A 24,463-nucleotide genomic window follows, 5' to 3' on the forward strand; every position below is an offset into this window, starting at 1 on the left:
CCGCACGCCTCGACGCCGGGACGAGCGGCCGCATCTGCCGCACCCGCACTCGCAGCACATTCCAACTTCGACATGTCGAACATAGAACCTCCACCTTTGACATGTCAACAGTGGAAGGTAAAGTGCCGACCATGAGCCTGAGACATGCCGTGCTGGGCCTGCTGGCCGAGGCCCCGGCGAGCGGATACGACCTGATGAAGCTGTTCAACGCCTCGCTGTCGAGCGTCTGGCCGGCCACACAGAGCCAGGTGTACGGCGAGCTCACCAAGCTCACGACCGCCGGCCTCGTCGAGGTCGCCGCCCACGGCCCCCGCGGCCGCAAGGAATACGCAATCACCGACGACGGGATGGCGGAGCTGCGCCACTGGCTCACCGAGGTCGAGCCCAGCGGCCCCCAGCGCCATGCCGGCGTGCTGCGCGTCTTCTTCCTCGGCGTCGTCACACCACTCGAGGCACAGACCTATCTCCTGCATCAGGCCGAGCGCGCCGCGCGGACCCGCGCCACCCTCGAGCACATCGAAGAGACCGCCGAGTGGGACGAGGAGATGATTTCGGTCTACGGGCGGATCGCGCTGGAGTACGGCCTGCGGATGTCGGCGACCCAGGAGGAATGGGCCCGTTGGGCAGCCGACGAGGTGACCAGCGCAAAGGCGAGAAAGGCGAGTGAACTCGCGAGGGCGCAGCACAAGGAAGGCCGGCAGAGCCAAGAGGAGTGACGGGCCGGCCGGACGGCGAGGGCAGTCGATGCCCTCGGTTCATCCCACAGGTCCGCGGGGCGAGCACCGCCGAGGCGGCCCGGCACCTGCCGCGGCTCCCGGGCCGCAATTCAGGTGCCGTCGCGCGCCTTGCGCGGCACTCTGGAGACATGAACAACCAGCGCTCCGTGCGCATCTCGAAGTATCTGGCGAAACATCTGCGCCATGAACCGGAGCGGATCGGCCTCACCCTCGACGCCCAGGGCTGGGTGCCCGTGGAAGAGCTCATGGCAGCGGCCGCGCGGCATGGATTCCGTTTCTCCCGGGCGGAGTTGGAGGCAGTCGTCGTCGGCAACGACAAGCAGCGATACGCCATCGAGGACGGCCGGATCCGCGCCCAGCAGGGCCACTCGGTACGTGTCGACCTCGATCTGCCGCCGGCCGTACCGCCCGCCCAGCTCTTCCACGGCACGGTGGTCCGCAGTGTGGCCGCCATCCGGGACGAGGGGCTGCGGCCGATGTCGCGGCACGCCGTCCATCTCTCGCCCGACCGTGAGACCGCGACCCGGGTGGGCGCGCGGCGCGGCAAGCCCGTGGTCCTCACCGTCGACGCGGCCACCATGCACCGCGCCGGCCATGTCTTCCGGGTCAGCGGCAACGGGGTCTGGCTCACCGGCCATGTACCGGCACAGTTCCTGCAATTCCCGGGCTGAGCCACCGCCCCCGTAGGACCGGGCCGAGACCAGCGCCCCCAGAGGCCGGGGTGGGCCGCAATCCCTCAGAGGCCCGGCGCCCCCCACACCGGGAACCACCGCGCCAGGTCCTGCTCGATCGTCAGATCGTCCCCGAGCATCGCCCGCACCTGGAGTTCGAGCGGGTTGTCGCGCTTCTCGCCGCCGCCCTCCTTCGGGGAGAAGGGGTAGAACGTGCCCCGCTTGTAGAGGTAGACCAGCGCCAGCGACCGCTGCCGCTCATCGCGGAAACCGGCCAGCGAACACAGCAGCTGTGGACCGAAACCCGCCTCCTCCAGGGACGTATTGACCGCGTGCAGGTCGTTGACCAGGCCCGCCACATCCTCCGGCGGATGCCGTACGAGCAGCCACGTATAGCCGTACGCGTCCTGTGTGAACTCCACCGAGCCGTCCAGGAGGGAGCGCGCCTCCTCCTGGATACGCGAGAACGTCGCGCCCTCCACGCTCGCGAAACACACCGACCCCAGGCCGGTGGGTTCAAATCCGGCCGCGGCCTGGAGAGTCACCGCGGCCGACGGCAGCGCGAACAGCTGGTCGAGATCGGGACGTACCGGCTTGCTGCGGCCGAGGATGGCGTCCAGAAAACCCATGCGCGACTACTCCTTGCTCGATACGGCCGGCCCCACTGCGCCCGTCATCACGCTCGCCCCGGCGCCACCGTCCCTCACGCCCGCCCCAGCTCCGCCGAGATCCTGCCCAGCTGGTCCAGCCGCTGCTCCAGCGTCGGGTGCGAGGACAGCAGGCGGCTGAAGCTCTCCTTGTTGAACGCCGGGGCGAAGTAGAAGGCGTTGAACGGCTGGGCCTTGCGCAGATCTTCGGTCGGAATCCGCGCGATCTGGCCGGTGACCTTGGTCAGCGCGGCGGCCAGCGCCGAGGGACGGCCGGTCAGCAGCGCGGCGGCCCGGTCGGCGGACAGCTCGCGGTAACGGGACAGCAGCCGGGTCAGCAGGAAGCTGATCGCGTAGACGGCCACGCTCACGGCGGTCACGATGAGCACGGCGATGGCCGCGTTCTGGTCCCGGTTGCTGCGGCCGACACCGCTCCACAGCGCGGCCCTGGTGATGATCCCGGCCAGTACGCCGAGGAACGAGGCGATGGTCATCACCGCGACATCGCGGTGCGCGACATGCGAGAGCTCGTGGGCCAGCACCCCCTCCAGCTCCTCCGGCTCCAGCCGCCTGAGCAGCCCGGTGGTGGCACACACCAGCGAGTTCTTCTGGCTGCGGCCGGTGGCGAACGCGTTCGGCACGTCCGACTCGGCGATCGCGACCCGCGGCTTGGGCATATCGGCCAGCGCACACAGCCGGTCGACGGCGCCGTGCAGCTCGGGCGCCTGCTCCGGTGTGACCTCGCGCGCGCCCATGCTGAACGCCGCGATCCGGTCGCTGAACCAGAACTGCGCCACGAACAGGGCGCCCGAGATCAGCAGCACCACCACCCAGGCGCCTTTGAGCAGCACCACCAGCACGCCGACGACCACGACGTACAGCAGGCCGATGAAGAACATCGTCGTCACCATGCGTGTGGTCAGCCCGCGGTCCGGGGCGAATCGGGTCTGTGCCATGGCTCCTCCGCAACGCCGCACTTCGCGCAGTGCGCCGACTGCCGCGCGCCGTCCTCGCACCGCGCGCGGCGGCCCGCACACTGCGCCGCTGTCCCGATTCTCCCTCTTCGGGGCTATATGTGGGGTAAAGCCCAGGCCAGGGGACTGCCGGGCGCGCCGGGCGGCCGGGCACCCGCGCCGCCGGAGGGGCCGAGCACCGGCCGGCGCGGGCCGGCAGTCCGTAGGGGACCGCCGGCCCATGCTCCGTCTACCGGGCGGCCAGCTGCGCCGGCGCCTCCGTGGCGATCCGCTCGAAGACCGCGACATCGGCTTCGAAGACCGAGTCGGCGATCGGCCAGTGCAGGACCAGCTCGTCGATGCCCAGCTCGGCATGGCGTCCGGCGAAGTCGACAAAGGCGTCGACGGAGTCCAGCGGGCTGTCCGGAGTGAAGCCGGTCAGCATGATCTTCTTCAGGTCGGCGGAGTCCCGGCCCTGATCGGCACAGGCCTTGCCCAATCGCTCGAGCTGTCCGCGGATCGCCTCACGCGACTCGTCCGGCGTTCCGCCCCCGTTGGAGACCTTGGGATCGCCGGTCGTCACCCAGGCCTGGCCGTACCGGGCGGCCAGCTTCAGCCCGCGCGGCCCGGTGGCCGCCACCGCGAACGGCAGCCGCGGCCGCTGCACACAACCGGGGATGTTGCGGACCTCGTGTCCGGAGTAGTGGTCGCCGGCGTAGGAGACGACATCCTGGGTCAGCAGCCGGTCCAGCAGCCCGACGAACTCGGCGAAGCGGTCGGCCCGTTCCCGCGGCGCCCAGGGCTCCTGGCCGAGCGCGGTGGCGTCGAAGCCGTTGCCGCCGGCCCCGATGCCCAGGGTGATCCGGCCGTCGCTGATGTCGTCGAGCGAGATCAGTTCCTTGGCGAGGGTGACCGGATGCCGGAAGTTCGGCGAGGTGACGAGGGTGCCCAGCCGCATCCGGGAGGTCGCGGCGGCGGCCGCGGTCAGCGTCGGAAGGGCGCCGAACCAGGCCTGGTCCCGGAAGGTCCGCCACGAGAGGTGGTCATAGGTGTACGCGGCGTGGAAGCCCAGCTCCTCGGCGCGCTGCCACGCCTCCCGTCCGCCTTGGGACCAACGGCGGACAGGGAGTATCACGGTGCTCAGTCGCATACCCCCGAGCGTACGGCCGGCCGGGCGGTGGGACGCTCCGCTGCCCTGCCGTGAGCGGCTCCGCCCCGCCTGCCCGTACGCCTTCGGCCCGCCGCCGCCGGCTCATGCGCGCAACCCACCGCACGCCTGTGCACGGCGGTACGGGAAGATGGCCCCGTGACTGATGCCCCCGCCACGCCACCACGGGCGCCCGAAACGGCCGTTGCGCCCCGGCTGATCGCCACCGACCTGGACGGCACGCTGCTGTACGACGACAAGACGGTCTCCGACCGGACGATCGCCGCGCTCGCCGCCGCGGAGCAGGCCGGCATCGAGGTGTTCTTCGTCACCGGGCGTCCGGCCCGCTGGATGGGCGTGGTCAGCGACCATGTGCACGGTCACGGTCTGGCGATCTGCGCGAACGGCGCGGCAGTCGTCGATCTGCACCGCGGCGGCCGGATCGTCGAGGTCAGCCCCCTGGAGCGGACCGTCGCCCTGGCCGTCGTGGACGCGCTGCGCAGCGCCGCGCCCGGCACCTCGTTCGCGGTCGAGCGCACCGGCGGCATCCACTACGAGCCGCAGTACCCACCCCTCCTCCTGGACCCGGCCGCGGCCGTCGCGCCGGCGGAGAAGCTGCTCGCCGACGACTTCGTCTCGACGCTGTGCCCGGAGGCGAACGAGCCGGACGCCACCCGCGGGCCGGACGGCCGGTCCGATGCCGCCCACAGCCCCACCGATCCCGCCGGCCCCGCCTTCCCCGACCAGCCGGTGATCAAGCTGCTGGCGCACCACCCCGAGCTGGACCCCGACGCATTCCTCCAGCTGGCCCGTACAGCGGCGGGCGATCTCGCGTCGTTCACCCGGTCCAGCCCCACCGCCCTCCTGGAGATCAGCGGGCCCGGCGTCAGCAAGGCCGGCACCCTGGCCCGCTGCTGTGCGGAGCGGGGCATCTCCCCGGACGAGGTCGTCGCCTTCGGGGACATGCCGAACGACATAGAGATGCTGAGCTGGGCCGGCACCTCCTACGCCATGGCCAACGCGCACCCGGACGTGCTGGCCGCCACTACGGGCCGTACCGCTTCCAACAACGACGACGGTGTCGCGGCCGTCATCGAGCGGATCCTGCATGACGGCGGCCCACGGGGCGCCCGCTCACACTGAAGCCGACCACGCGCACCGAAGCGGCCGGGGCTGCGGCAGCCGCCGGCCGCACGTGGGCGCCCGCCCTGCTCCTCACAGCGGTGCCTCCCACGTGACCATCGTCCCCGTGCCGGCCGCGCCCAGCCCCGGGCCGTAGGAGCTGGAGCCGCCCAGTGACTCCGCGCGCTTGGCGAGGTTCTTGAGGCCGCTGCGGCGACCGCCGTCCGAGATGCCGATGCCGTCGTCGGCGACGGTCAGACGGACGCCGTCGGCACCGCCCGGAAGACGGATCGTGGCGTCGACGACGACCTCGATCCGGGAGGCCTGGGCGTGCCGGAAGGCGTTCGACAGCGCCTCACGCAGCGCGGCGATCAGGTTTTTGCCGGTCAGCTCGCCGACCCGGGAGTCGACCGGGCCGATGAAGCCGGCCGACGGCTGGAAGCCGAGCGGTACGGCGGCGGTGCCGATCTCGCGCAGAACCCTGGTCCGCAGCCCGGACGGCGCCTCGGCCGGGCCCTGTTGGAGGGCGAAGATCGCGGTCCGGATCTCCTGGATGGTGACGTCCAGCTCGTCCACGGCCTTGCCGACGCCCTGTGCCACCTCGGGCACGACGGATCTGCGCTGTGCGCTCTCCAGGATCATGCCCGTCGCGAACAGCCGTTGAATGACGAGATCGTGCAGGTCACGGGCGATCCGGTCGCGGTCCTCGTAGACGGCCAGCCGCTCTCGGTCGCGCTGGGCGTCGGCCAGCACCAGCGCCAGCGCGGCCTGCGCCGCGAACTGGGTGGCCAGCGTCCGCTCGGCACCGGTGAACGGGCGGGCGCCCCGGGCCCGCGGGGTCGCCAGGGTGCCGAGCACCCGTCCGCCGCTTTTGAGCGGCAGCATCATGCTGGGGCCGAAGCGGGCCGCGATATCCGTGACCATCCGTGGATCGGTGGCCGAGTCGTGCACGAACACCGGTTCCCCGGCGAGGAGTTGTTCGACCACCGGGCTGTCGGGCGGAATCTGCGTCCCCATGATCCCGGCGGGGTCGTCCGCCGACACCGCGACGATCTCCAGACCGCCCTCCTCGTCGGGCAGCAGCACGATGCCGGCCGCCGAGTCCGCCAGCTTGCGGGCCTGCTCGGCGACCACCGCCAGTGCGTCGTCGACATCGCTGCCGGCGAGGAGTTCGGTGGTCACCGCCACGGAGCCGTCGATCCACCGCTCCCGCTGCCGGGTGGCCGCATGCACCCTGGCGTTGCCGATCGCGATACCGGCCTCGGTGGCCAGCACCCGCACCATGTGCAGATCTTCCTCACTGAACTCCGCACCGCCGCGCTTCTCCGTCAGATAGAGATTGCCGAAGATCTCGCCCTGGACGCGGATCGGCACCCCGAGGAACGTCCGCATCGGCGGGTGCCCGGCCGGGAACCCGGCCGACCGGGGGTCCTTCGTGAGGTCGCCCAGGCGCAGTGGCTTGGGATCATGGATGAGCGCGCCGAGCAGGCCCTTGTGACCGTCGGGCAGCGCGCCGATCCGCTCGTGCGCCGCCCCGTTCACGCCGTACGTCACAAAGTCCGACAGCCCCTCGCGGGCATCGTCGATGATCCCGATCGCGGCATAGCGGGCGTCGGCGAGCTCGGCGGCGGTCTCCACGATCCGGTCCAGGGTGATGTGCAGATCAAGACCCGCGCCGACCGTACGCATCGCTTCCAGCAGCTGCGGCACCCGCGCGGTCAGCTCGGACGACAGGCCCTGGAGACTGCGGGTCGCCTCGGTGGCGGCATCCATGGGGTCGGGAGCCGCGCTCGCGCCCTCGCTCCCGGGGCCCCTGGGGTCCGGAGGTGGGGGTTCTGCCGTGGCTGCCATGCCTTGAGCCTAATAACGGCTGATTTCCGGGGAAAGTCCAGTTATGCGGGGCAGGCCAGTGCGGGGCCGGGGACCGGCCGCGCACCGCTTGACGCCACCGGCCGCGCGTCGCGTCATGCCACCGGCTGTGCGTCGCCCTGTGCCACCACCTGCACCTCGCCGTACGCCGCGTCCACCGCCCGCTCGCGCTCCAGCATCCGCCGGAACGGCCCCTCGGCCGCGGCCAGCTCCGCGTAACTCCCGCACTGCACGGCCCGCCCCTGGTCCAGGACCAGCACCTCGTCGACCGCATCGAGACCGGTGAGCCGGTGGGTGATCAGGACCGTCGTACGGCCCTCGGTCGCGGCCAGCAGATCGGCGGTCAGCGCATCGGCAGTGGCCAGATCGAGGTGCTCGGCGGGCTCGTCCAGGACGAGTACCGGGAAGTCCGCGAGCAGCGCACGCGCCAGGGCCAGCCGCTGCCGCTGGCCGCCGGACAGCCGGGCGCCGTGCTCCCCGACCATGGTGTCCAGGCCGTCGGGCAGCCCGCGCACCCAGTCCGCGAGCCGGGCCCGGACGAGCGCGTCCCACAGGTCCTGGTCGCCGTCGCCCGCGGCGTCCCGCCGGTCCCGGCGGGCGAGCTTGAGGTTCTCCCGCAGCGAGCTGTCGAAGAGGTGCGCGTCCTGCGCACACAGCCCCACCAGCCGCCGGACCGCGTCACCGTCCATCGCCTGGGCATCCGTTCCGGCCAGCGTGTACGTCCCCGCCTCCCGGTCCAGGAAGCGCAGCAGTACCTGCGCCAGCGTCGTCTTGCCGGAGCCGGACGGGCCGACGACGGCGAGCCGGCGACCTGCCGTCAGGGTGAAGCCGACGCCGTCCAGCGCCGGCCGGTCCTGTCCCGGGTGGCGCGCGGTCAGATCCCGTACGGCCAGCGGGAACGGCGCCTCGGGAGCCTTGGCCGGCGTGACGGGCTCCTGCACCGGGACCGGGGCGTCCAGCACCTCGAAGACCCGCTCGGCGGCATGCCGGGTGCGCCGCCGGTACTGCACGGCGAGCGGCAGCCCCGCCACCGCCTCGAACGCCGCGAGCGGGGTGAGCACGACGACGGCCAGCACGACGCCCGTCAACCGGCCCGCGTGTACGGCCTGGACACCGGCCACCGCCGCCGCGGCGACCGTCAGCCCGCACAGCAGCGCCGACAGCCCGGCGCCGGTCCCGGCCACGGTGGCCGAGCGGGCGGCGATCCGGGTCAGGTCCCGGTCCGCGCGCCGTACCGCATCCGTACGGGCACGGAGGGCGCCGGCCACCGTCAACTCGGCGGTACCGGTGAGCACATCGACGACACGGGTGGCCAGCCGCCCGCGGGCGGGGGCCACTTGGCGCTCCGCCCGACGGGCCAGCGCACCCGAGAGCACCGGCACCCCCACGCCCGCGAGCAGCAGCCCGACGGCGAGGATCGCGCCGGCCTCCGGCAGCAGCCATCCGGTGAAACCGACCGCCCCGGCGCCGACCAGCACCGCCGCCCCTGCGGGCAGCAGCCAGCGGAGGAAGTAGTCCTGTCCCGCATCCACATCGGCCACCAGCCGCGACAGCAGATCGCCCCGGCTGCGCTCCTTGAGCCCGGCCGGCGCCAGCCGCTCCAGCCGCCGGAAGACGGCGACGCGTACGTCGGCGAGCATCCGGAACACCGCGTCATGGGCGACCAGCCGCTCGGCGTACCGGAAGACCGCACGGCCGATACCGAACGCCCTCGTCGCGGTCACCGCCACCATCAGATAGAGCACCGGCGGCTGCTGTGCCGCCCGCGAGATCAGCCAGCCGGAGGTCGCCATCAGGCCCACCGCACTGCCCAGCGCGAGGCTTCCGAGCAGCAGCGCCACCGCGAACTGCGCCCGATGGGCACGGGCCGTCCGGCGCAGCCGGGTGAGCGCCGAGCCGCGGGCGAGGTCGGGCTCGGGGCCCGCGTTCCAGTCCTCGGCCGCGGCCTCGGCCTCAGCGGAGCCCCCGTCCGCAACGGCCGGTTCCACGGCCGTCTTCGCAGGCGGAGCCGCCGCGGCCGCGCCCTCACGCGGCCCCGCACCCACCGCATCCCTCGGCTCCGCACCGGCCGCCGCCCCCGCCGGCTCCGGCAGCCGCACCACCCGGTCCGCCACCGCCAGCAGCGCCGGCCGGTGGACGACGAGCAGGACCGTACGGCCGACCGCGAGCCGGCGGACCGCGGCCACGACGGCCTCTTCGGTGGCGCCGTCCAGGTTCGCGGTGGGCTCGTCCAGGAGCAGGATCGGACGGTCGGCGAGGAAGGCGCGGGCGAGCGCGAGGCGCTGGCGCTGGCCGGCCGAGAGCCCGGCACCGGACTCGCCGAGCCGGGTCGCCATGCCGTCCGGGAGCGCGTCGATGAAGTCCAGCGCGCCCGCGTCGCCCAGGGCGGTGCGCACCGCGGCGTCGTCCGCGTCCGGCCGCGCCAGCCGTACGTTCTCGGCGATGGTGCCGGCGAACAGATGCGGGTGCTGCGGAACCCAGGCGATCCGCTGCCGCCAGCTCTCGGGGGAGAGCGAGGCGATGTCCCGGCCGTCGACGAGGGCCCGGCCGCCGTGCGGTTCGGTGAAGCCGAGCAGCACGCTCAGCAGCGTGGACTTGCCGGCACCGGAGGGGCCGACCAGTGCGACGGTCTCGCCGGGCCGGACCTCGAACGAGGTCGCCGGGAGGGAGTCGGCGGTGCGCCCGGGGTGGCGGACCACCAGGTCCTCCACGGCCAGCGCGGTGCCCTCGGGCGCGGGTGCGGTGCCGGGCGTGGGCAGCGGTGTCTCCAGTACCGCGAAGATCTCCTCCGCGGCCGAGAGTCCCTCGGCCGCGGCGTGGTACTGCGCACCGACCTGCCGCAGCGGCAGATACGCCTCGGGCGCCAGTACCAGCACCATCAGGCCGGTGTAGAGGTCGAGCTCACCGTGCACCAGCCGCATACCGATGCCGACCGCGACCAGCGCGACGGAGATGGTGGCGAGGAGTTCGAGCGCGAAGGAGGAGAGGAAGGCGATCCGCAGGGTGCGCAGCGTCGCCCGGCGGTAGGCGCCGGTGATGGCCCGGATGGAGGCGGCCTGGGCCTTGGCCCGGCCGAAGACCTTGAGGGTCGGCAGGCCCTCGACGACGTCGAGGAAGTGGCCGGACAGCCGGGCGAGCAGCCGCCACTGGCGGTCCATCCGCGCCTGGGTGGCCCAGCCGATCAGGATCATGAACAGGGGGATCAGCGGAAGAGTGAGGACGATGGTGAGCGCGGAGATCCAGTCCCCGGTGACGATCCTGGCCAGCACCGCGAGGGGGACGACGACGGCCAGCCCCAGCTGCGGCAGATAGCGGGCGAAGTAGTCGTCGAGGGCGTCGATACCGCGGGTGGCGAGGGCGGTGAGTTCGCCGGTGCGCATCTCCAGGGTGCCCGCACCGCCCGGCGTGCCCGCGCCGGCCGTCTCCGGACCGTACGAACCCGGGGCCTGCGCCCCGCCGTCCGCACGGACGATCACCGCGCCGGGCCCCAGCTGCGCCGCCCGCTCGATCAGCCGCATCCGCAGCTCGGACTTGACCGCCGCGCCGGCGCGGTGCGCGGCCAGCTCGGTGAGCCAGGCGATGAGCCCCCGTCCGACGGAGATCGCGGCGAGCAGCGCCAGCGGTGTGGTCAGCGCGCCGAGATCGAGATCGTGCTGGAACGCCCCGACCACGATCTCGGCAATCAGCATCGCCTGGCCGATGACCAGGCCCGCTCCGGCAAGCCCGAGTACCACCACCGCGACGAGGAAGCCGCGGGTGGCGTGGGCGTAGCGGAGCAGACGCGGGTCGACCGGTTTCACGTGAAACATCCGTCCTGCTGAGGCCGCCCCCGAGGGGGCGGTGGCTCAGCTAGTGGGCATCGGCGATGTGCTGGGTGCCGATCCGCTTGCGGAACACCCAGTACGTCCACCCTTGGTAGAGCATCACCAGCGGTGTGGCGAAACCGGCACACCACGTGATGATCTTCAGGGTGTAGGGGCTGGACGAGGCATTGCCGACCGTGAGGTTCCAGCTCTCGTTCAGCGTGGACGGCATGACGTTCGGGAAGAGCGTCAGGAACAGCATCGCGACGGCGGCCACGACGGTGATGCCGGAGAACGCGAACGCCCAGCCCTCGCGCCCGATCTTGTTGGCCCCGAGCGCCGCGGCCAGCGCGACCACCGCGACGATCATGGCGATCAGGCTGGTGCCGTCGCCCTTGTCGGCCTGGGTCCAGCCGAGGAATCCGACCGTCGGTACCGCGGTGAGCAATCCGAGGACGGTCGCCATCCTGCGCGCCCGCTGCCGGATGTCGCCCGTCGTCTTCAACGAGGCGAACACCGCGCCGTGGAAGGTGAACAGCGTCAGCGTGAGCAGCCCGCCCAGGATCGCGTAGGGGTTCAGCAGGTCGAGAACGCTCCCCACGTATTCCTTGTGGGCGTCGATCTTGACCCCGTGCACGATGTTGCCGAACAGCACGCCCCACAGCACCGCGGGCAGCAGCGAGGTCCAGAAGATCGCGTTCTCCCAGTTCCGCTGCCAGTACTCCTCGGTCCGCTTGTGGCGGTACTCGAAGGCGACCCCGCGCACGATCAGGCACACGAGGATCAGCAGCAGCGGCAGATAGAAACCGGAGAAGAGGGTGGCGTACCAGTCGGGGAAGGCGGCGAAGGTCGCACCGGCCGCGCTGATCAGCCAGACCTCGTTGCCGTCCCAGACCGGGCCGATGGTGTTGATCAGTACGCGCTTCTCCCGCCGGTCACGGGCGAGGAGCTTGGTGTGGATGCCGATCCCGAAGTCGAACCCTTCGAGGAAGAAGTACCCGGTCCAGAGGACGGCGATAAGGACGAACCAGACGTCGTGGAGTTGCACAGTCGCCTCCTAGTACGAGAAGGCCATCGGCCGGTCGGCGTCCGTGTTGTCGCCGCCGATCTTGGTGGGCGGGTTGAGGTCGGAGTCGGTGAGCTCCTGCGGGCCGGCCTTGATGTACTTCACCAGCAGCTTGACCTCGACCACGGCGAGGATCGCGTAGAGCGCGGTGAAGACGATCATCGAGGTGAGCACCTCGCCCTGCGAGACACCCGGGGACACCGCGTCCGAGGTGCGCAGCACGCCGTAGACGGCCCAGGGCTGGCGGCCCATCTCGGTGAAGATCCATCCCCACGAGTTCGCGAGGAGCGGGAAGCCGAGAGTGACAAAGGCGAGCGACCAGTACCACTTGCTCAGACGGGCACCGAGCACCTTGTTCTTGGTGAGCGCGAGGAGCGGTGGCTCCTCGTCCCCCGTACGCAGCCCCGGCGCCAGCCAGAACTTCTTACGGGTGAGCCAGAGCCCGGCGAGCCCGATGGCGAAGGACGACATACCGAAGCCGATCATCCAGCGGAAGCCCCAGTAGGCGACCGGGATGTTGGGCCGGTAGTCGCCGGGACCGTACTTCTGCTGCTCGGACTTGTTGACGTCGTTGATGCCGGGGACCGGCGAGGTGAAGTCGTTGTGCGCGAGGAAGGAGAGCAGGCCGGGTATCTCGATGGCGACCGTGTTGTGGCCCTTGTCGACATCTCCGTAGGCGAAGACCGAGAACGGCGCCGGCTCTTCCTTGTCCCACAGCGCCTCGGCGGCGGCCATCTTCATCGGCTGCTGCTTGAACATGACCTTGCCGAGCGAGTCACCGCTGATCGCGGTGAGGATGCCCGCGATGACCAGCGTGATCAGCCCGAGCCGCAGCGACGTCCGCATGACCTTGATGTGCTTCTTGCGCATCAGATGGAAGGCGGCGATACCGACCATGAACGCGGCGCCGGTCAGGAAGGCCGCGGTCAGCGTGTGGAAGACGACGACCAGGGTGGTGTCCTGGGTCAGCACCTTCCAGAAGTCGGTCAGCTCGGCACGGCCGTTCGCGGCGTTGTACTTGTAGCCGACCGGGTGCTGCATCCAGGAGTTCGCCGCGAGGATGAAGTACGACGACAGGATCGTGCCGATCGAGACCATCCACATGCAGAAGCAGTGGATCTTCTTCGGCAGCTTGTCCCAGCCGAAGATCCACAGGCCGATGAAGGTGGACTCGAAGAAGAACGCGATGAGCGCCTCGAAGGCCAGCGGGGCACCGAAGACGTCACCGACGAACCGCGAGTAGGCGGACCAGTTCATACCGAACTGGAACTCCTGGACGATGCCGGTGACGACACCCATCGCGATGTTGATCAGAAACAGCTTGCCCCAGAACTTGGTGGCCTTGAGGTACTTCTGCTTCCCCGTGCGTACCCATGCGGTCTCGAGTCCGGCCACCAGAGCGGCGAGGGAGATCGTCAGGGGGACGAACAGGAAGTGGTAGACGGTGGTGATGCCGAATTGCCATCGCGCCAGAGTCTCTGGCGCCAACGCCAGTTCCATGCCGTGCTCCTTACGTCGCCGTTGCACTACGACAACGCCCCATTTGCGCCACACAAAGGGGCCCATACGGGACGCGCTTGTGAACGCGTTCACATTCACAAGCAATTATCTCCTACGGCTCCCAGCCATATTTGCCGGGGGGTACGTGACTGCGGTCACGCCGGAATCCAGGGCACCGGAACGCCCTCCACCTGCCACGTCCCGGGCCGCATCGGCGGTGTCCTGCGCGCCCGGGCCATCGCCCTCAGCGGCGCAAAACCGCGCCTCACGCAAGAGGCCGCAGGTCAGGGGACCTACGGCCTCTTGCCATGTCGTACGACGCCGTTGCCACGATGCCCTGCCACGTCCGACGACGGGCTTACAGCGCCTTGCGGAACTCCTCCGCGGCCTGGAGGAACAGGTCCATCGCCGGGCTCTCCCCGATCGTCACCCGCACCCCCTCGCCGGCGAACGGCCGCACGACCACACCGGCCCGCTCACAGGCCGCCGCGAAGTCGGTCGTCCGGTCCCCCAGCCGCAGCCAGACGAAGTTCGCCTGCGACTCGGGAACGGTCCAGCCCTGCCCGAGCAGCCCGTCCACCACCCGCGCCCGCTCGGTCACCAGCGCATCGACCCGCTCCAGCAGCGCCTTCTCGCTGCGCAGCGACGCCACCGCCGCCTCCTGCGCCAGCTGGCTCACGCCGAACGGCACCGCCGTCTTGCGCAGCGCGGCGGCCACCGGCTCATGCGCCACCGCAAAGCCGACCCGCAGCCCCGCCAGGCCGTACGCCTTGGAGAAGGTGCGCAGCACACACACATTGGGACGGTCGCGGTAGAGATCGATGCCGTTGGGCACCGCGGGATCGCGCACGAACTCGCAGTACGCCTCGTCCAGCACCACCAGCACATCGCTCGGCACCCGGTCCAGGAAGGACTCCAGCTCCGCACGGCGCACGACGGTGCCGGTGGGATTGTTGGGGTTGCAGACGAAGATCAACCGGGTCCGGTCGGTGATCGCGGCGAGCATCGCGTCCAGGTCGTGGACCTCATCGGAGGTCAGCGGGACCTGCACGGACGTGGCGCCGGAGACCTGGGTGACGATCGGGTACGCCTCGAACGATCGCCAGGCGTAGATCACTTCATCGCCGGGCCCGGCCGTCGACTGGACCAGCTGCTGGGCCACCCCGACCGATCCGGTGCCGGTCGCCAGATGCTCCAGGGGCACCGAGAACCGCTCGGACAGCTCCGCCATCAGGCCCGTGCAGGCCATGTCCGGGTAGCGGTTGAAGGCGCCGGCGGCGGTCACCGCGCTCTCCAGGACACCCGGCAGCGGCGGATAGGGGTTCTCGTTGGAGGACAGCTTGTACGTGACGGGGCCGCCGGTCGCCGCCGGCCGTCCCGGCTTGTACGTCGGAATGCCGTCCAGCGCAGCACGCAGCTTCGGGGTCTTCTCGCTCACCGCAGGTCCTCCTCGACCGTCCTGCCCTTCTCCAATACTGCACACCTTATGAGGATTGACCCGTTCGGCGGCAGCCCCGGCCCACCCCGAGTCCGGCGCCGGGCTCCCACAGGCACCCCTGACCGCCGCCGGGGAAGCCCCGCGCAGAGCCCTCAGGGGGCGCCGTCCAGTCCGGCGTGCGCCGGTGGCCTACGCCGTGGCGCGCATCCCCCGTCAAGGTGACTTGAGACCGATACGTGACCCGAGCCGATCGACAGGCGAAGGCGCCATACCTCCCCCAGAATGATCACTTATCGTGCCAACTTCCTTGGTTTTTCCGGGAATTGCTCGGTGATCGCCATGCAGAAACGTACCTCTTCACCACCGTCGGCCGAGCCCCGCGAATGGCCCTAATGAGCCCTACTATCGGCTCGCCATGACAGCAGCAGGGAAGCACCAGGTGAGCCGGTCGACCGGTCGCCGGCTGGGGCGGGCGGGCATCCGGGACGTGGCCGCCGCAGCCGGTGTGTCGATCACGACTGTCTCCGACGCGCTCAACGGCAAGGGCCGGCTTCCGGATGCCACCCGTAGCCATGTCCGCGAGGTGGCCGACCGGCTGGGCTACCGCCCGTCCGCAGCCGCCCGCACCCTCCGTACCGGCAAGTCAGGACTTCTGGGCCTGACCGTGACCACGTACGGGGACGAACCTTTCACCTTCACCGAATTCGCGTACTTCGCCGAGATGGCCAGAGCCGCCACCTCAGCGGCCCTGGCCCGCGGCTATGCGCTGGTCATCCTCCCCGCGACCTCGCGCCACGACGTGTGGTCCAACGTCGCCCTGGACGGCACCGTCGTCATCGACCCCGCCGACGGCGACCCCGTCGTCACCGAACTCGTCCGGCACGGCATCCCCGTCGTCTCGGACGGCCGCCCAGGCGGCGCACTGCCCGTCACCGGCTGGGTCGACAACGATCACGAGGCGGCCGTCCTCGGCCTGCTCGACCATCTCGCCGACGCCGGCGCCCGCCGCATCGGACTGCTCACGGGCAACACCACCGACACCTACACGCGGCTGTCGACCACCGCCTATCTGCGCTGGTGCGAGCGGGTCGGTCAGGACCCGGTGTACGAGGCCTACCCGGCACACGACCCGTGTGCGGGAGCCGTCGCCGCCGACCGGCTGCTGGCCCGCCCGGACCGCCCGGACGCCGTCTACGGGCTCTTCGACCCCAACGGCACGGACCTGCTCGCCGCCGCCCGGCGGTACGGCCTGCGAGTGCCGGAGGACCTGCTGCTGGTCTGCTGTAGCGAGTCCACCCTCTACGCCGCCACCGAGCCGCCCGTCACCACCCTGTCCCTCAAGCCGCGCCGCATCGGCACCGCCGTCGTACAGATCCTCATCGACGCCATCGAGGGGCTCGACAACGGCCGGCCCGTCGAACAGGTCATACCGACGGATCTGATCGTCCGGGCCTCGTCCCAGCGACGTTCCCCGAGAACGACCGTCAGTCCGCCACGAGGACCCACCGGCGACTGAGTGTGCTCCCTCATACGAGCGACCGGGCGATCTCTTCTTCGAGGAAAAAACAGGGTGATCCCGGGATAAATCAGCCGTGAACGCCGGGCTCCGGCGGATTGACCACCCCCGGGTGCGTCACAACCCGCGATCGGCATTCCTATGATGGGCGCACGACACCGCGGACCGCCGTCGACCAGGCAAAGGTCCGAGAGGTGCACGGCGGCGCGACGGTGGAGGGGTCGATGACTCAGGGGGCCAGTCAGGGACCCATGGTGTGGACCATGGCGGGAAACGCTCCGGCGTCTGTTCCGCCGCCCGGAGTGCCCTCCGGCGCGTCCGCCGGGTCCCCCGTGCCGCCGGCCGGCCCGCCGCTCCATCTGCCCGCCGGCGCCCCGCCCGCGCCTCCTGCCGCACCTCCGGCGGCGCCCCCCATGGTGCCGCCCGCGGCCCCGCCGGCCGAGCTGCCCGAGGAGTACACCCCGACCGCGCGCGACCTCCCGGTCATCGAGCCCGGCCGCACGGACACCCTCATCGACAGCCCCGCCGTCGTCCCGGTGCCCGAACCGGCCCAGGAGCCCGACGCGCCCGAGGGCATGGGCCCGCTGTATGTCGTCGGCGATGTGCACGGCTACTACGACGAGCTGCGCGAGGCGCTGGCCGTCGAGGGCCTGATCGACGCCGACGGCAACTGGGCGGCCGGCAACGCCCGGCTCTGGTTCCTCGGCGACTTCACCGACCGCGGCCCCGACGGCATCGGGGTCATCGACCTCGTCATGCAGCTCTCCGCGGAGGCCGCGGCGGCCGGCGGCTACTGCAAGGCCCTGATGGGCAATCACGAACTCCTGCTGCTGGGCGCCAAGCGGTTCGGTGACACCCCCGTACAGTCCGGCGCCGGCACCGCCTCCTTCCAGGCCGCCTGGCTCCTCAACGGCGGCCAGAAGACCGATATGGACCGCCTGGAGGACCACCACCTCCAGTGGATGGCCCGGCTGGACGCCGTGATGGAGGAGGACGGGCATCTGCTCGTGCACTCCGACACCACCGCCTACCTCGAATACGGCGACTCCATCGAGGCCGTCAACGACACCGTCCACGACGTCCTCACCCGCAGCGAGGCGGACGAAGTCTGGGATCTGTTCCGCAAGTTCACCAAGCGCTTCGCCTTCCGCGACGAGGCCGGCTCGGACGCCGTCCGCGAACTCCTCGACGCCTACGGCGGCGACCGCGTCGTACACGGCCACAGCCCGATTCCCTATCTGCTGGGCGAGGTCGGGACGGAGGAGGGCGAGAGCGACAGCGTCGCGGTCGACGGTCCGCATGTCTACGCGGACGGCCTGGCCATCGCCATGGACGGCGGCATCACGATGGCCGGAAAGCTTTTGGTCGTTCAACTTCCGCTGGCGAGCTGAGCGTTATGGTGACCGGCGTGCGGCAGGCTGCGCAGTGGGCGGTCGGCACGCCGTCGGGGGAGGCACGGGCGCAATCCGGTCGTGGCATTACTCAAATTCCGTAAACTCTCTGTCACCCCGCGCCGGAGTCGCTCTACCATCGGACTATCCGTAGCAGGCTCTCCTCCGTTTCCGCCCACTGCCCGGCCAACGCCGGCCGTACGGCCCTACGGAGCATCGGGGGATCCACATGAACAGCGCTCCGCACCTGCTGAACGAGGACCGCGCGGAATTTGCGCGGCTCCTTGATGAGGCGCTGCGTACCGCCGCATACCGCCCGGACGACTTCACCACCACCGCGGAAAACCACCTCAATACCGAGCAGTTGCGCACGATGGCGCTCAGCGCGACCACCGCCATTGCCGCATGCGCCACGGCCGAATACCAACGCTATGTACAGCTCCGCGCCGAGGTGCGCGCTCCGGCGCCCGCGCCGTCCCGCCCCGAAGCGGGCGACGCGGAGCAGAACGGCGCGGCGGACGGGAGTCCAGGACCGGCCACCGAGACGGTCCTGAGCGAGGACGAAACCACCGGCGCCGGACTCACCGCCATGGTCGCCGTCCTCGCCCCCGTCCTGGCCGGCATCGCCGCGGTCCTCTTCCTCCTCATCGGTTATGTGCTGCGCGCCATCAGCCCCGACAAGTCCCTGGCGCAGCCGCTGATCAGCGTCGGCTGGATCTTCGCTGCACTGACCGCCGCAGGCACCCTGGTCGCGATGGCCGGTCTCCTCGTCACGGCCCTGCGCAACGGCTCGTCCGCACAGGCCGCCAGAGCCGATGAACTGGGGGAGGCGCTGGACCACGCCCGTGAGGCATGGCGCCGCGCCCTCCTGGAGCGCGGCCTGCTGCCGTTTCTCCGTGAGGCCCTCACCGACCCCACTGCCGCCCCGGACGACGACCCGGCCCGCTATGTCCCGCGCCGCACCCCGTCCTCCGAGAGCCGCATTCCCACTCTCGGCTACACCCGCCCCGAGTTCACCAGCCCCGACAGCGGCTCGTCGGGGTCCCGCCCGCGCTACTCCAGCCCGGACTTCACCAGCCCGGATTACGGGGGGCCTGACCACCGGTCGGACTAGGGGGGTGTCCGGCGGATCAGGGCCGGACAGGCCCTGGGGCCCGCCACCACCCCGGGCCGGGACGGCGGAAGGCCCCTACCTCCTCGGTAGGGGCCCTCAGCCACAGGTGTCCGAACTCCGGCTGGTCCGCGATCGGCAGGTACACGCGGTTGCCCGCCGCCGCGAACTCCTTCGGCTTCTCGGCCATCCCGGCCTCGGCGTCGATCGCCAGATCACCCCCCGTGCTCGCGGCGGATGTCCTGACTGATCTTCATCGACCTGAAGATGCGCCGCGCGGCGATCCACACCGCACAGCGGGCGGTCGACGACACCGACCCGAAGTATGCCCGCACCCTGGGGTCCTGCCGGATGGTCCTCGCCCAAGCCAGCTGCTGAACGGCGAGCCGGCAGCCGCCGTCGAAACTCGTCCGCGCTCGCTTCATCCTCCAGCACGTTCTGCATGAGTCATGTCGTCATGCCGAACTCCTGGAGGCCGCGCAGCGTCTCGTACCCGTGCCAGTCGTAGAGGTCCCGCCGGTACGCGGTCACGAAGTCGGCGTACTGCTCATCGGTCTGTCAGCCGAGGCTGTGGTGTTCCACGGCCGTGACCATCAGATCCCACTCCGGGTGATCGAAGAAGAAGGCTTCGAAGTCGAGAGAGCCCGTTCTCCCCGAACCGGATCAGCTCCTCCCCTCTCTCATCAAGCCCCGCGGCCCGGCACGCGGCAACCATCACCCGCGCCGCCCCCGCCGACGTGAACCCCTCTTCCGAACGCTGAGCAGCGTCAACCGCCATGCCCGAACCGGCCGCGAAGATCACGGACGCCTGGTGACGGAGCGGATGGCGGAGCACGGCACGGCCGCCTTGCGGCGCTCGGCCATCCGGGTGGGTATTCGTCAAGGACATTGCCGACGCCGCCACTCCGGTGGGTTACTTGTTCGAACCGATGGGCTGCCCATCCCTCCCCGGGGGATGGGCAGCCCATGCCTGTGTGGTCCACACGCCTGGAAGGCGCCCCTCCGGCGAGAGGGCCGCGATACCTGGTGTCGCACAGGGCCCGGGCGGAAGTCGAGGGCAGCCCCACTTCATCGCGAAGAGAGGGCTCCTCATGAGCACGACCCTTCAGCCGTGGCTGACGCCGCGGATTCCTGCCGCACCCGCCCAGGGCTCCCTGCTGGGCGGGCTTCCCACAGCCACGACCGTTGCAGCCCTTGCCCAGGGGGGCCCGGCGCTCCAGCCGTTGCCCGCTCCTCTCCTGGCGGTAACCGTCACCATCCCCGCCGGCCTCAGCCCGGTAGCGGTGGCGGTGGCGCCCAACGGCAACGTCTACGTCGCCAACTTCACTTCCAACAACGTGACGGTGATCAACAGCGCCACCAACACCGTCATCAACACCCTGCCCACCGGCAGCAGGCCGCAGAGGGTGGCGGTGGCGCCTAACGGCAACGTCTACGTCACCAACTCCACTTCGAACAACGTGACGGTGATCAACAGCACCACCAACACCGTCACCACCACGCTCCCCGCCGGCACCGGCCCGACAGGGGTGGCGGTAGCACCCAACGGCAACGTCTACGTCGCCAACACCAATTCGAACAACGTGACGGTGATCAACAGCACCACCAACACCGTCACCACCACGCTCCCCGCCGGCACCGGCCCACGTGCGGTGAGGGTGGCGCCCAACGGCAACGTCTACGTCACCAACACCACCTCGAACAACGTGACAGTGATCAACAGCACCACCAACACCGTCACCACCACGCTCCCCACCGGCACCTCCCCGGTAGCGGTGGCGGTAGCACCCAACGGCAACGTCTACGTCACCAACACCAATTCGAACACCGTGACGGTGATCGACAGTGCCGCCAACACCGTCACCGACACCGTGCCCACCGGAGGCGCCCCCAACGCGGTGGCGGTGGCGCCCAACGGCAACGTCTACGTCACCAACGGCGCTACGTCCAATGTCACCGTCATCCTGCCCGCCCCCACGGTGACCTCGATCAGCCCGGCGCAGGGGCCGGCCACGGGTGGCACGGTGGTGACGATCACCGGCACGAATCTGTCCGGTGCCACGGTGACGTTCAACGGCAACGCGGCAACCAACCTGTTCTACAACGCCGCGGGCACGCAGATCATCGCCACCACCCCGGCCGGCGTTCCCGGCCCGGCCACCGTGGTGGTGACCACCGCGGCCGGCGCCGTCTCCCTGCCCGGCGCATTCACCTACGTCGCCGCCCCCACCACATCCGGCATCACCCCCACCCAAGGACCGGTCGCCGGCGGCACGTTCATCACCATCACCGGCACCGACCTGACCGGCGCCACCGTCACCCTCTGCGGCCGCCCGGCCTCCAACGTCATCGTCAACCCCGCCGGCACCCAGATCACCGCCACCACCCCGCCCGGAACCCCCGGCACCTGCCCCGTGGCCGTCACCACCCCGAGCGGCACCAGCACCGTGCCCGGCGGCTTCACCTACCTCGCCATCCCGGTGCTGACCTGCATCACCCCCGGACAGGGCCCCGCGGCCGGCGGCACCGTGGTCACCCTCACCGGCACCGGCCTGACCGGCGCCACGGTCACCTTCAACGGCGTCCCCGCCACCGCCGTCTCCGTCAACCCCGCCGGCACCCAGATCACCGCCACCACCCCGCCCGGAACCCCCGGCACCGCCACCGTCACCGTCACCACCCCCGGCGGCACCGCCACCCTGGACTGCTGCTTCACCTACCAAACCGTGCTCACCCCGCACGCCACCAGCCTCACCGCCACCCCCGCCCTCATCCAGCTCTTCCCCCTCCAACTCCACTTCCCGTTCCTGACCGCCACGCTGACCGACACCGTCACCGGACTGCCCGCCCCCGGCCAGATCATCACCTTCAGCACCGGCGGACACTTCCTGGGCACCGCCATCACCGACACCAACGGCACCGCAAGCCTCGTCGAGATCCTCAGCCTCCCGCTGATCATCCTCAACGGCGGCTACAACGCCACCTTCGCCGGCACCCCCACCCTCCAACCCTCCACCGCCCACGCCCCCTTCCTCGCCCTCTGACACCACGAAGAACGCGATCCGTCCGCGCACAGCCCCCAGCCGGGGTCAACGGCCATGAGCCCGCAGTCAGAAGGACCGGCCGGCACAGCACACCGGGCCTCCACCGGGCACGAAAAACGCGATCCGTGTTCCTGACCACCCACATCGGGCGCCCAGGCACACGGATCGCGTTCGCACACCCTCCCCGAGGGCGCAGCCAGCTGGCGAGCTCAGGTCATGCGGCGGCCGGCACGCGGATCTTCGCCTCCGCGTCATCCGCAGCGGCCGTGTCCAGGCTGACGCTCTTCGTGACGTTGTACGCGTCGCGGTCGAGGACGCCTTCACGAGAAGCGACAAGCAACGTGCATACAGATTGGCCGGCCACGTTGGTGGCCGTACGCATCATGTCCAGGATCGGGGCGACGGCCTCAGCAGACCGACGCCCCTCAGGGGGAGCCGGGCTTCACCCGCCGCGGGAAGAGCCCCACCGCTCCCCTCCCCCGCGTCAGGAGTCAGCCAGCGGCAGGTAAACGCGGTTGCCGGCCGCCGCGAACTCCTTGGACTTCTCCAGCATCCCCGCCTCGATCTCCTCAGGCGTCGAGCTCTCGTCACCACCGAACTGCTCTGTGATGCTTCTACTGATCTTCATCGAGCAGAACTTCGGGCCGCACATCGAGCAGAAGTGGGCCGTCTTCGCCGGCTCGGCGGGCAGCGTCGCGTCGTGGAAGGCGCGGGCCGTGTCCGGGTCGAGAGCCAGGTTGAACTGGTCCTCCCACCGGAACTCGAAGCGGGCGTCGGAGAGCGCGTCGTCCCATTCCTGGGCCCCCGGGTGCCCCTTGGCCAGATCGGCCGCATGAGCCGCGATCTTGTACGTGATGACGCCGGTCTTGACGTCATCACGGTCCGGCAGGCCCAGATGCTCCTTGGGCGTGACGTAGCAGAGCATGGCGGTGCCCCACCAGGCGATCATCGCGGCGCCGATACCGGAGGTGATGTGGTCGTAGGCGGGCGCGATGTCGGTGGTCAGCGGGCCGAGCGTGTAGAACGGGGCCTCCTCGCAGATCTCCTGCTGGAGGTCGATGTTCTCCTTGATCTTGTGCATCGGGACATGTCCCGGGCCCTCGATCATCGTCTGTACGCCGTGCCGCTTGGCGATGGTGTTCAGCTCGCCGAGCGTCCGCAGCTCCGCGAACTGCGCCTCGTCATTGGCGTCCGCGATGGAGCCGGGGCGCAGACCGTCACCGAGCGAGTAGGTGACGTCGTAGGAGGCGAGGATCTCGCAGAGCTCCTCGAAGTGCGTGTAGAGGAACGACTCCTGGTGGTGCGCCAGGCACCAGGCGGCCATGATGGATCCGCCGCGGGACACGATGCCGGTCTTGCGGCGGGCCGTGAGCGGGACGTATCGGAGCAGCACACCGGCGTGCACCGTCATGTAGTCGACGCCCTGTTCCGCCTGCTCGATGACGGTGTCCTTGTAGATCTCCCAGGTCAGCTCCTCGGCCTTGCCGTCGACCTTCTCCAGCGCCTGGTAGAGCGGGACGGTGCCGATGGGGACGGGGGAGTTGCGGAGCACCCATTCACGGGTGGTGTGGATATTGCGGCCGGTGGACAGATCCATGACCGTGTCGGCGCCCCAGCGGGTCGCCCAGGTCATCTTGTCCACCTCCTCCTCGATGGAGGAAGTGACCGCCGAATTACCGATGTTGGCGTTCACCTTCACCAGGAAGTTCTTGCCGATGATCATCGGCTCGATCTCCGGGTGGTTGATGTTGGACGGCAGCACCGCGCGGCCCGCCGCGATCTCGTCGCGTACGAACTCGGGCGTGACGTTCTCGCGGAGGGCGACGTACTCCATCTCCGCGGTGATCTCGCCGCGCTGCGCGTACGCGAGCTGGGTGACCGCGGCGCCGTCACGGCCGCGGCGCGGCTGGCGGGGGCGGCCCGGGAAGACCGCGTCAAGGTTCTTGAGTCCACCGCGCGGCGAGGTGTGCTTGAGGCCGTCGTCCTCCGGCCGCATGGGGCGGCCCGAGTACTCCTCGGTGTCGCCGCGGGCAATGATCCAGTTCTCCCGCAGCGGCGCCAGACCGCGGCGGACGTCGGTATCGATGTGAGGGTCGGTGTACGGCCCCGACGTGTCGTAGAGCGTCACGTCCTTGCCGTTGGTGAGGTGCACCCGCCGGACCGGGACCCGGAGGTCCGCGCGCGATCCGGAGACATAGCCCTTGTGCCAGCCGATCTGCGGCTCACTGCCGCCGCCGGCACCGTTTCCGTTTTCGGGCGTGCGTGCATCCTGCAGAGTCATGAGACCCAACTCCCTACGCCGGCATTACCCGGTAACAGGTTCGGCGGTCGACGCAGCGGCTTCCGTCCATGGGCGTTTCACGTGAAACGCCGCTGGGACGAAGGTCAGCGCCCTCTCAGCCCGGTGCTCCGAGCTCCCGCGATTGCAAAGGTGGCTCCACGGTAGCG

Annotated in this window: 17 protein-coding genes and 1 riboswitch; of the genes, 7 read left to right on the forward strand and 10 right to left on the reverse strand. The window is 70.5% G+C overall.

What is annotated here, in order from left to right; genetic code table 11:
- Window positions 1-131 precede the first annotated feature (131 nt).
- Both M8I34_RS00370 and M8I34_RS00375 read left to right on the forward strand, forming a co-directional pair.
- Entirely contained in the window at window positions 132-716 is a 585-nt protein-coding gene (locus M8I34_RS00370) for a PadR family transcriptional regulator (RefSeq protein WP_250047154.1), read from the forward strand.
- Window positions 717-865: 149 nt separating this feature from the next.
- Complete coding sequence (locus M8I34_RS00375; protein WP_250047156.1) at window positions 866-1,408, forward strand: RNA 2'-phosphotransferase; 543 nt, start codon at window positions 866-868, stop codon at window positions 1,406-1,408.
- Between the two features lie 65 nt (window positions 1,409-1,473).
- Here M8I34_RS00375 and M8I34_RS00380 read toward each other — a convergent pair whose 3' ends face one another.
- The 3 genes from M8I34_RS00380 to M8I34_RS00390 form a co-directional block, all read right to left on the reverse strand.
- Window positions 1,474-2,037 carry a hypothetical protein gene (locus tag M8I34_RS00380; protein ID WP_030075843.1) on the reverse strand — a complete coding sequence of 188 codons (564 nt, stop codon included), beginning with the start codon at window positions 2,035-2,037 and terminating at the stop codon, window positions 1,474-1,476.
- 74 nt (window positions 2,038-2,111) lie between these two features.
- On the reverse strand, window positions 2,112-3,011 hold the full coding sequence (htpX, locus tag M8I34_RS00385; RefSeq protein WP_030988806.1) for a zinc metalloprotease HtpX: 900 nt from the start codon (window positions 3,009-3,011) through the stop codon (window positions 2,112-2,114).
- A 247-nt stretch (window positions 3,012-3,258) separates the two neighbouring features.
- On the reverse strand, window positions 3,259-4,158 hold the full coding sequence (locus M8I34_RS00390) for an LLM class flavin-dependent oxidoreductase (protein ID WP_250047157.1): 900 nt from the start codon (window positions 4,156-4,158) through the stop codon (window positions 3,259-3,261).
- A 156-nt stretch (window positions 4,159-4,314) separates the two neighbouring features.
- On the opposite strand from M8I34_RS00390, the gene M8I34_RS00395 reads away from it, so the two are divergent.
- Window positions 4,315-5,298 carry an HAD hydrolase family protein gene (locus tag M8I34_RS00395; protein ID WP_250047159.1) on the forward strand — a complete coding sequence of 328 codons (984 nt, stop codon included), beginning with the start codon at window positions 4,315-4,317 and terminating at the stop codon, window positions 5,296-5,298.
- Window positions 5,299-5,370: 72 nt separating this feature from the next.
- Here the strand turns inward: M8I34_RS00395 and M8I34_RS00400 are convergent, their stop codons facing one another.
- From M8I34_RS00400 to hisC, 5 genes are all read right to left on the reverse strand, one after another.
- Complete coding sequence (locus tag M8I34_RS00400; RefSeq protein ID WP_250047529.1) at window positions 5,371-7,050, reverse strand: GAF domain-containing protein; 1,680 nt, start codon at window positions 7,048-7,050, stop codon at window positions 5,371-5,373.
- A 191-nt stretch (window positions 7,051-7,241) separates the two neighbouring features.
- Window positions 7,242-10,955, reverse strand: a complete 3,714-nt coding sequence (cydD, locus tag M8I34_RS00405) for a thiol reductant ABC exporter subunit CydD (protein WP_250047161.1) — start codon at window positions 10,953-10,955, stop codon at window positions 7,242-7,244.
- 40 nt (window positions 10,956-10,995) lie between these two features.
- Window positions 10,996-11,997, reverse strand: a complete 1,002-nt coding sequence (cydB, locus tag M8I34_RS00410; RefSeq protein ID WP_244419785.1) for a cytochrome d ubiquinol oxidase subunit II — start codon at window positions 11,995-11,997, stop codon at window positions 10,996-10,998.
- 9 nt (window positions 11,998-12,006) lie between these two features.
- Entirely contained in the window at window positions 12,007-13,515 is a 1,509-nt protein-coding gene (locus M8I34_RS00415; RefSeq protein WP_250047162.1) for a cytochrome ubiquinol oxidase subunit I, read from the reverse strand.
- Window positions 13,516-13,873: 358 nt separating this feature from the next.
- Window positions 13,874-14,953, reverse strand: a complete 1,080-nt coding sequence (gene hisC, locus M8I34_RS00420; protein ID WP_250047164.1) for a histidinol-phosphate transaminase — start codon at window positions 14,951-14,953, stop codon at window positions 13,874-13,876.
- 415 nt (window positions 14,954-15,368) lie between these two features.
- Here hisC and M8I34_RS00425 point away from each other — a divergent pair, with 415 nt between their 5' ends.
- The 4 genes from M8I34_RS00425 (at window position 15,369) to M8I34_RS00445 (ending at window position 22,015) form a co-directional block, all read left to right on the forward strand.
- Window positions 15,369-16,469, forward strand: a complete 1,101-nt coding sequence (locus M8I34_RS00425) for a LacI family DNA-binding transcriptional regulator (protein ID WP_030988789.1) — start codon at window positions 15,369-15,371, stop codon at window positions 16,467-16,469.
- A gap of 413 nt (window positions 16,470-16,882) precedes the next feature.
- Window positions 16,883-17,860: a metallophosphoesterase gene (locus M8I34_RS00430; protein WP_374210836.1), complete on the forward strand. Its 978-nt coding sequence runs from the start codon at window positions 16,883-16,885 to the stop codon at window positions 17,858-17,860.
- Window positions 17,861-18,089: 229 nt separating this feature from the next.
- Complete coding sequence (locus tag M8I34_RS00435) at window positions 18,090-18,974, forward strand: hypothetical protein (RefSeq protein WP_250047166.1); 885 nt, start codon at window positions 18,090-18,092, stop codon at window positions 18,972-18,974.
- A 1,088-nt stretch (window positions 18,975-20,062) separates the two neighbouring features.
- Window positions 20,063-22,015 (forward strand): IPT/TIG domain-containing protein, encoded by a 1,953-nt coding sequence (locus M8I34_RS00445; RefSeq protein ID WP_250047167.1) that lies wholly within the window; start codon window positions 20,063-20,065, stop codon window positions 22,013-22,015.
- 214 nt (window positions 22,016-22,229) lie between these two features.
- Here M8I34_RS00445 and M8I34_RS00450 read toward each other — a convergent pair whose 3' ends face one another.
- Window positions 22,230-22,397, reverse strand: a complete 168-nt coding sequence (locus tag M8I34_RS00450) for a hypothetical protein (RefSeq protein WP_250047168.1) — start codon at window positions 22,395-22,397, stop codon at window positions 22,230-22,232.
- A gap of 102 nt (window positions 22,398-22,499) precedes the next feature.
- Window positions 22,500-24,296 (reverse strand): phosphomethylpyrimidine synthase ThiC, encoded by a 1,797-nt coding sequence (gene thiC / locus M8I34_RS00455; RefSeq protein ID WP_250047169.1) that lies wholly within the window; start codon window positions 24,294-24,296, stop codon window positions 22,500-22,502.
- Window positions 24,290-24,446: riboswitch (TPP riboswitch) on the reverse strand. It overlaps the preceding gene by 7 nt.
- Window positions 24,447-24,463: the final 17 nt, after the last annotated feature.

The organism is Streptomyces sp. MCA2 (assembly GCF_023544705.1).
GTDB classification, from domain to species: Bacteria; Actinomycetota; Actinomycetes; order Streptomycetales; family Streptomycetaceae; genus Streptomyces; species Streptomyces decoyicus.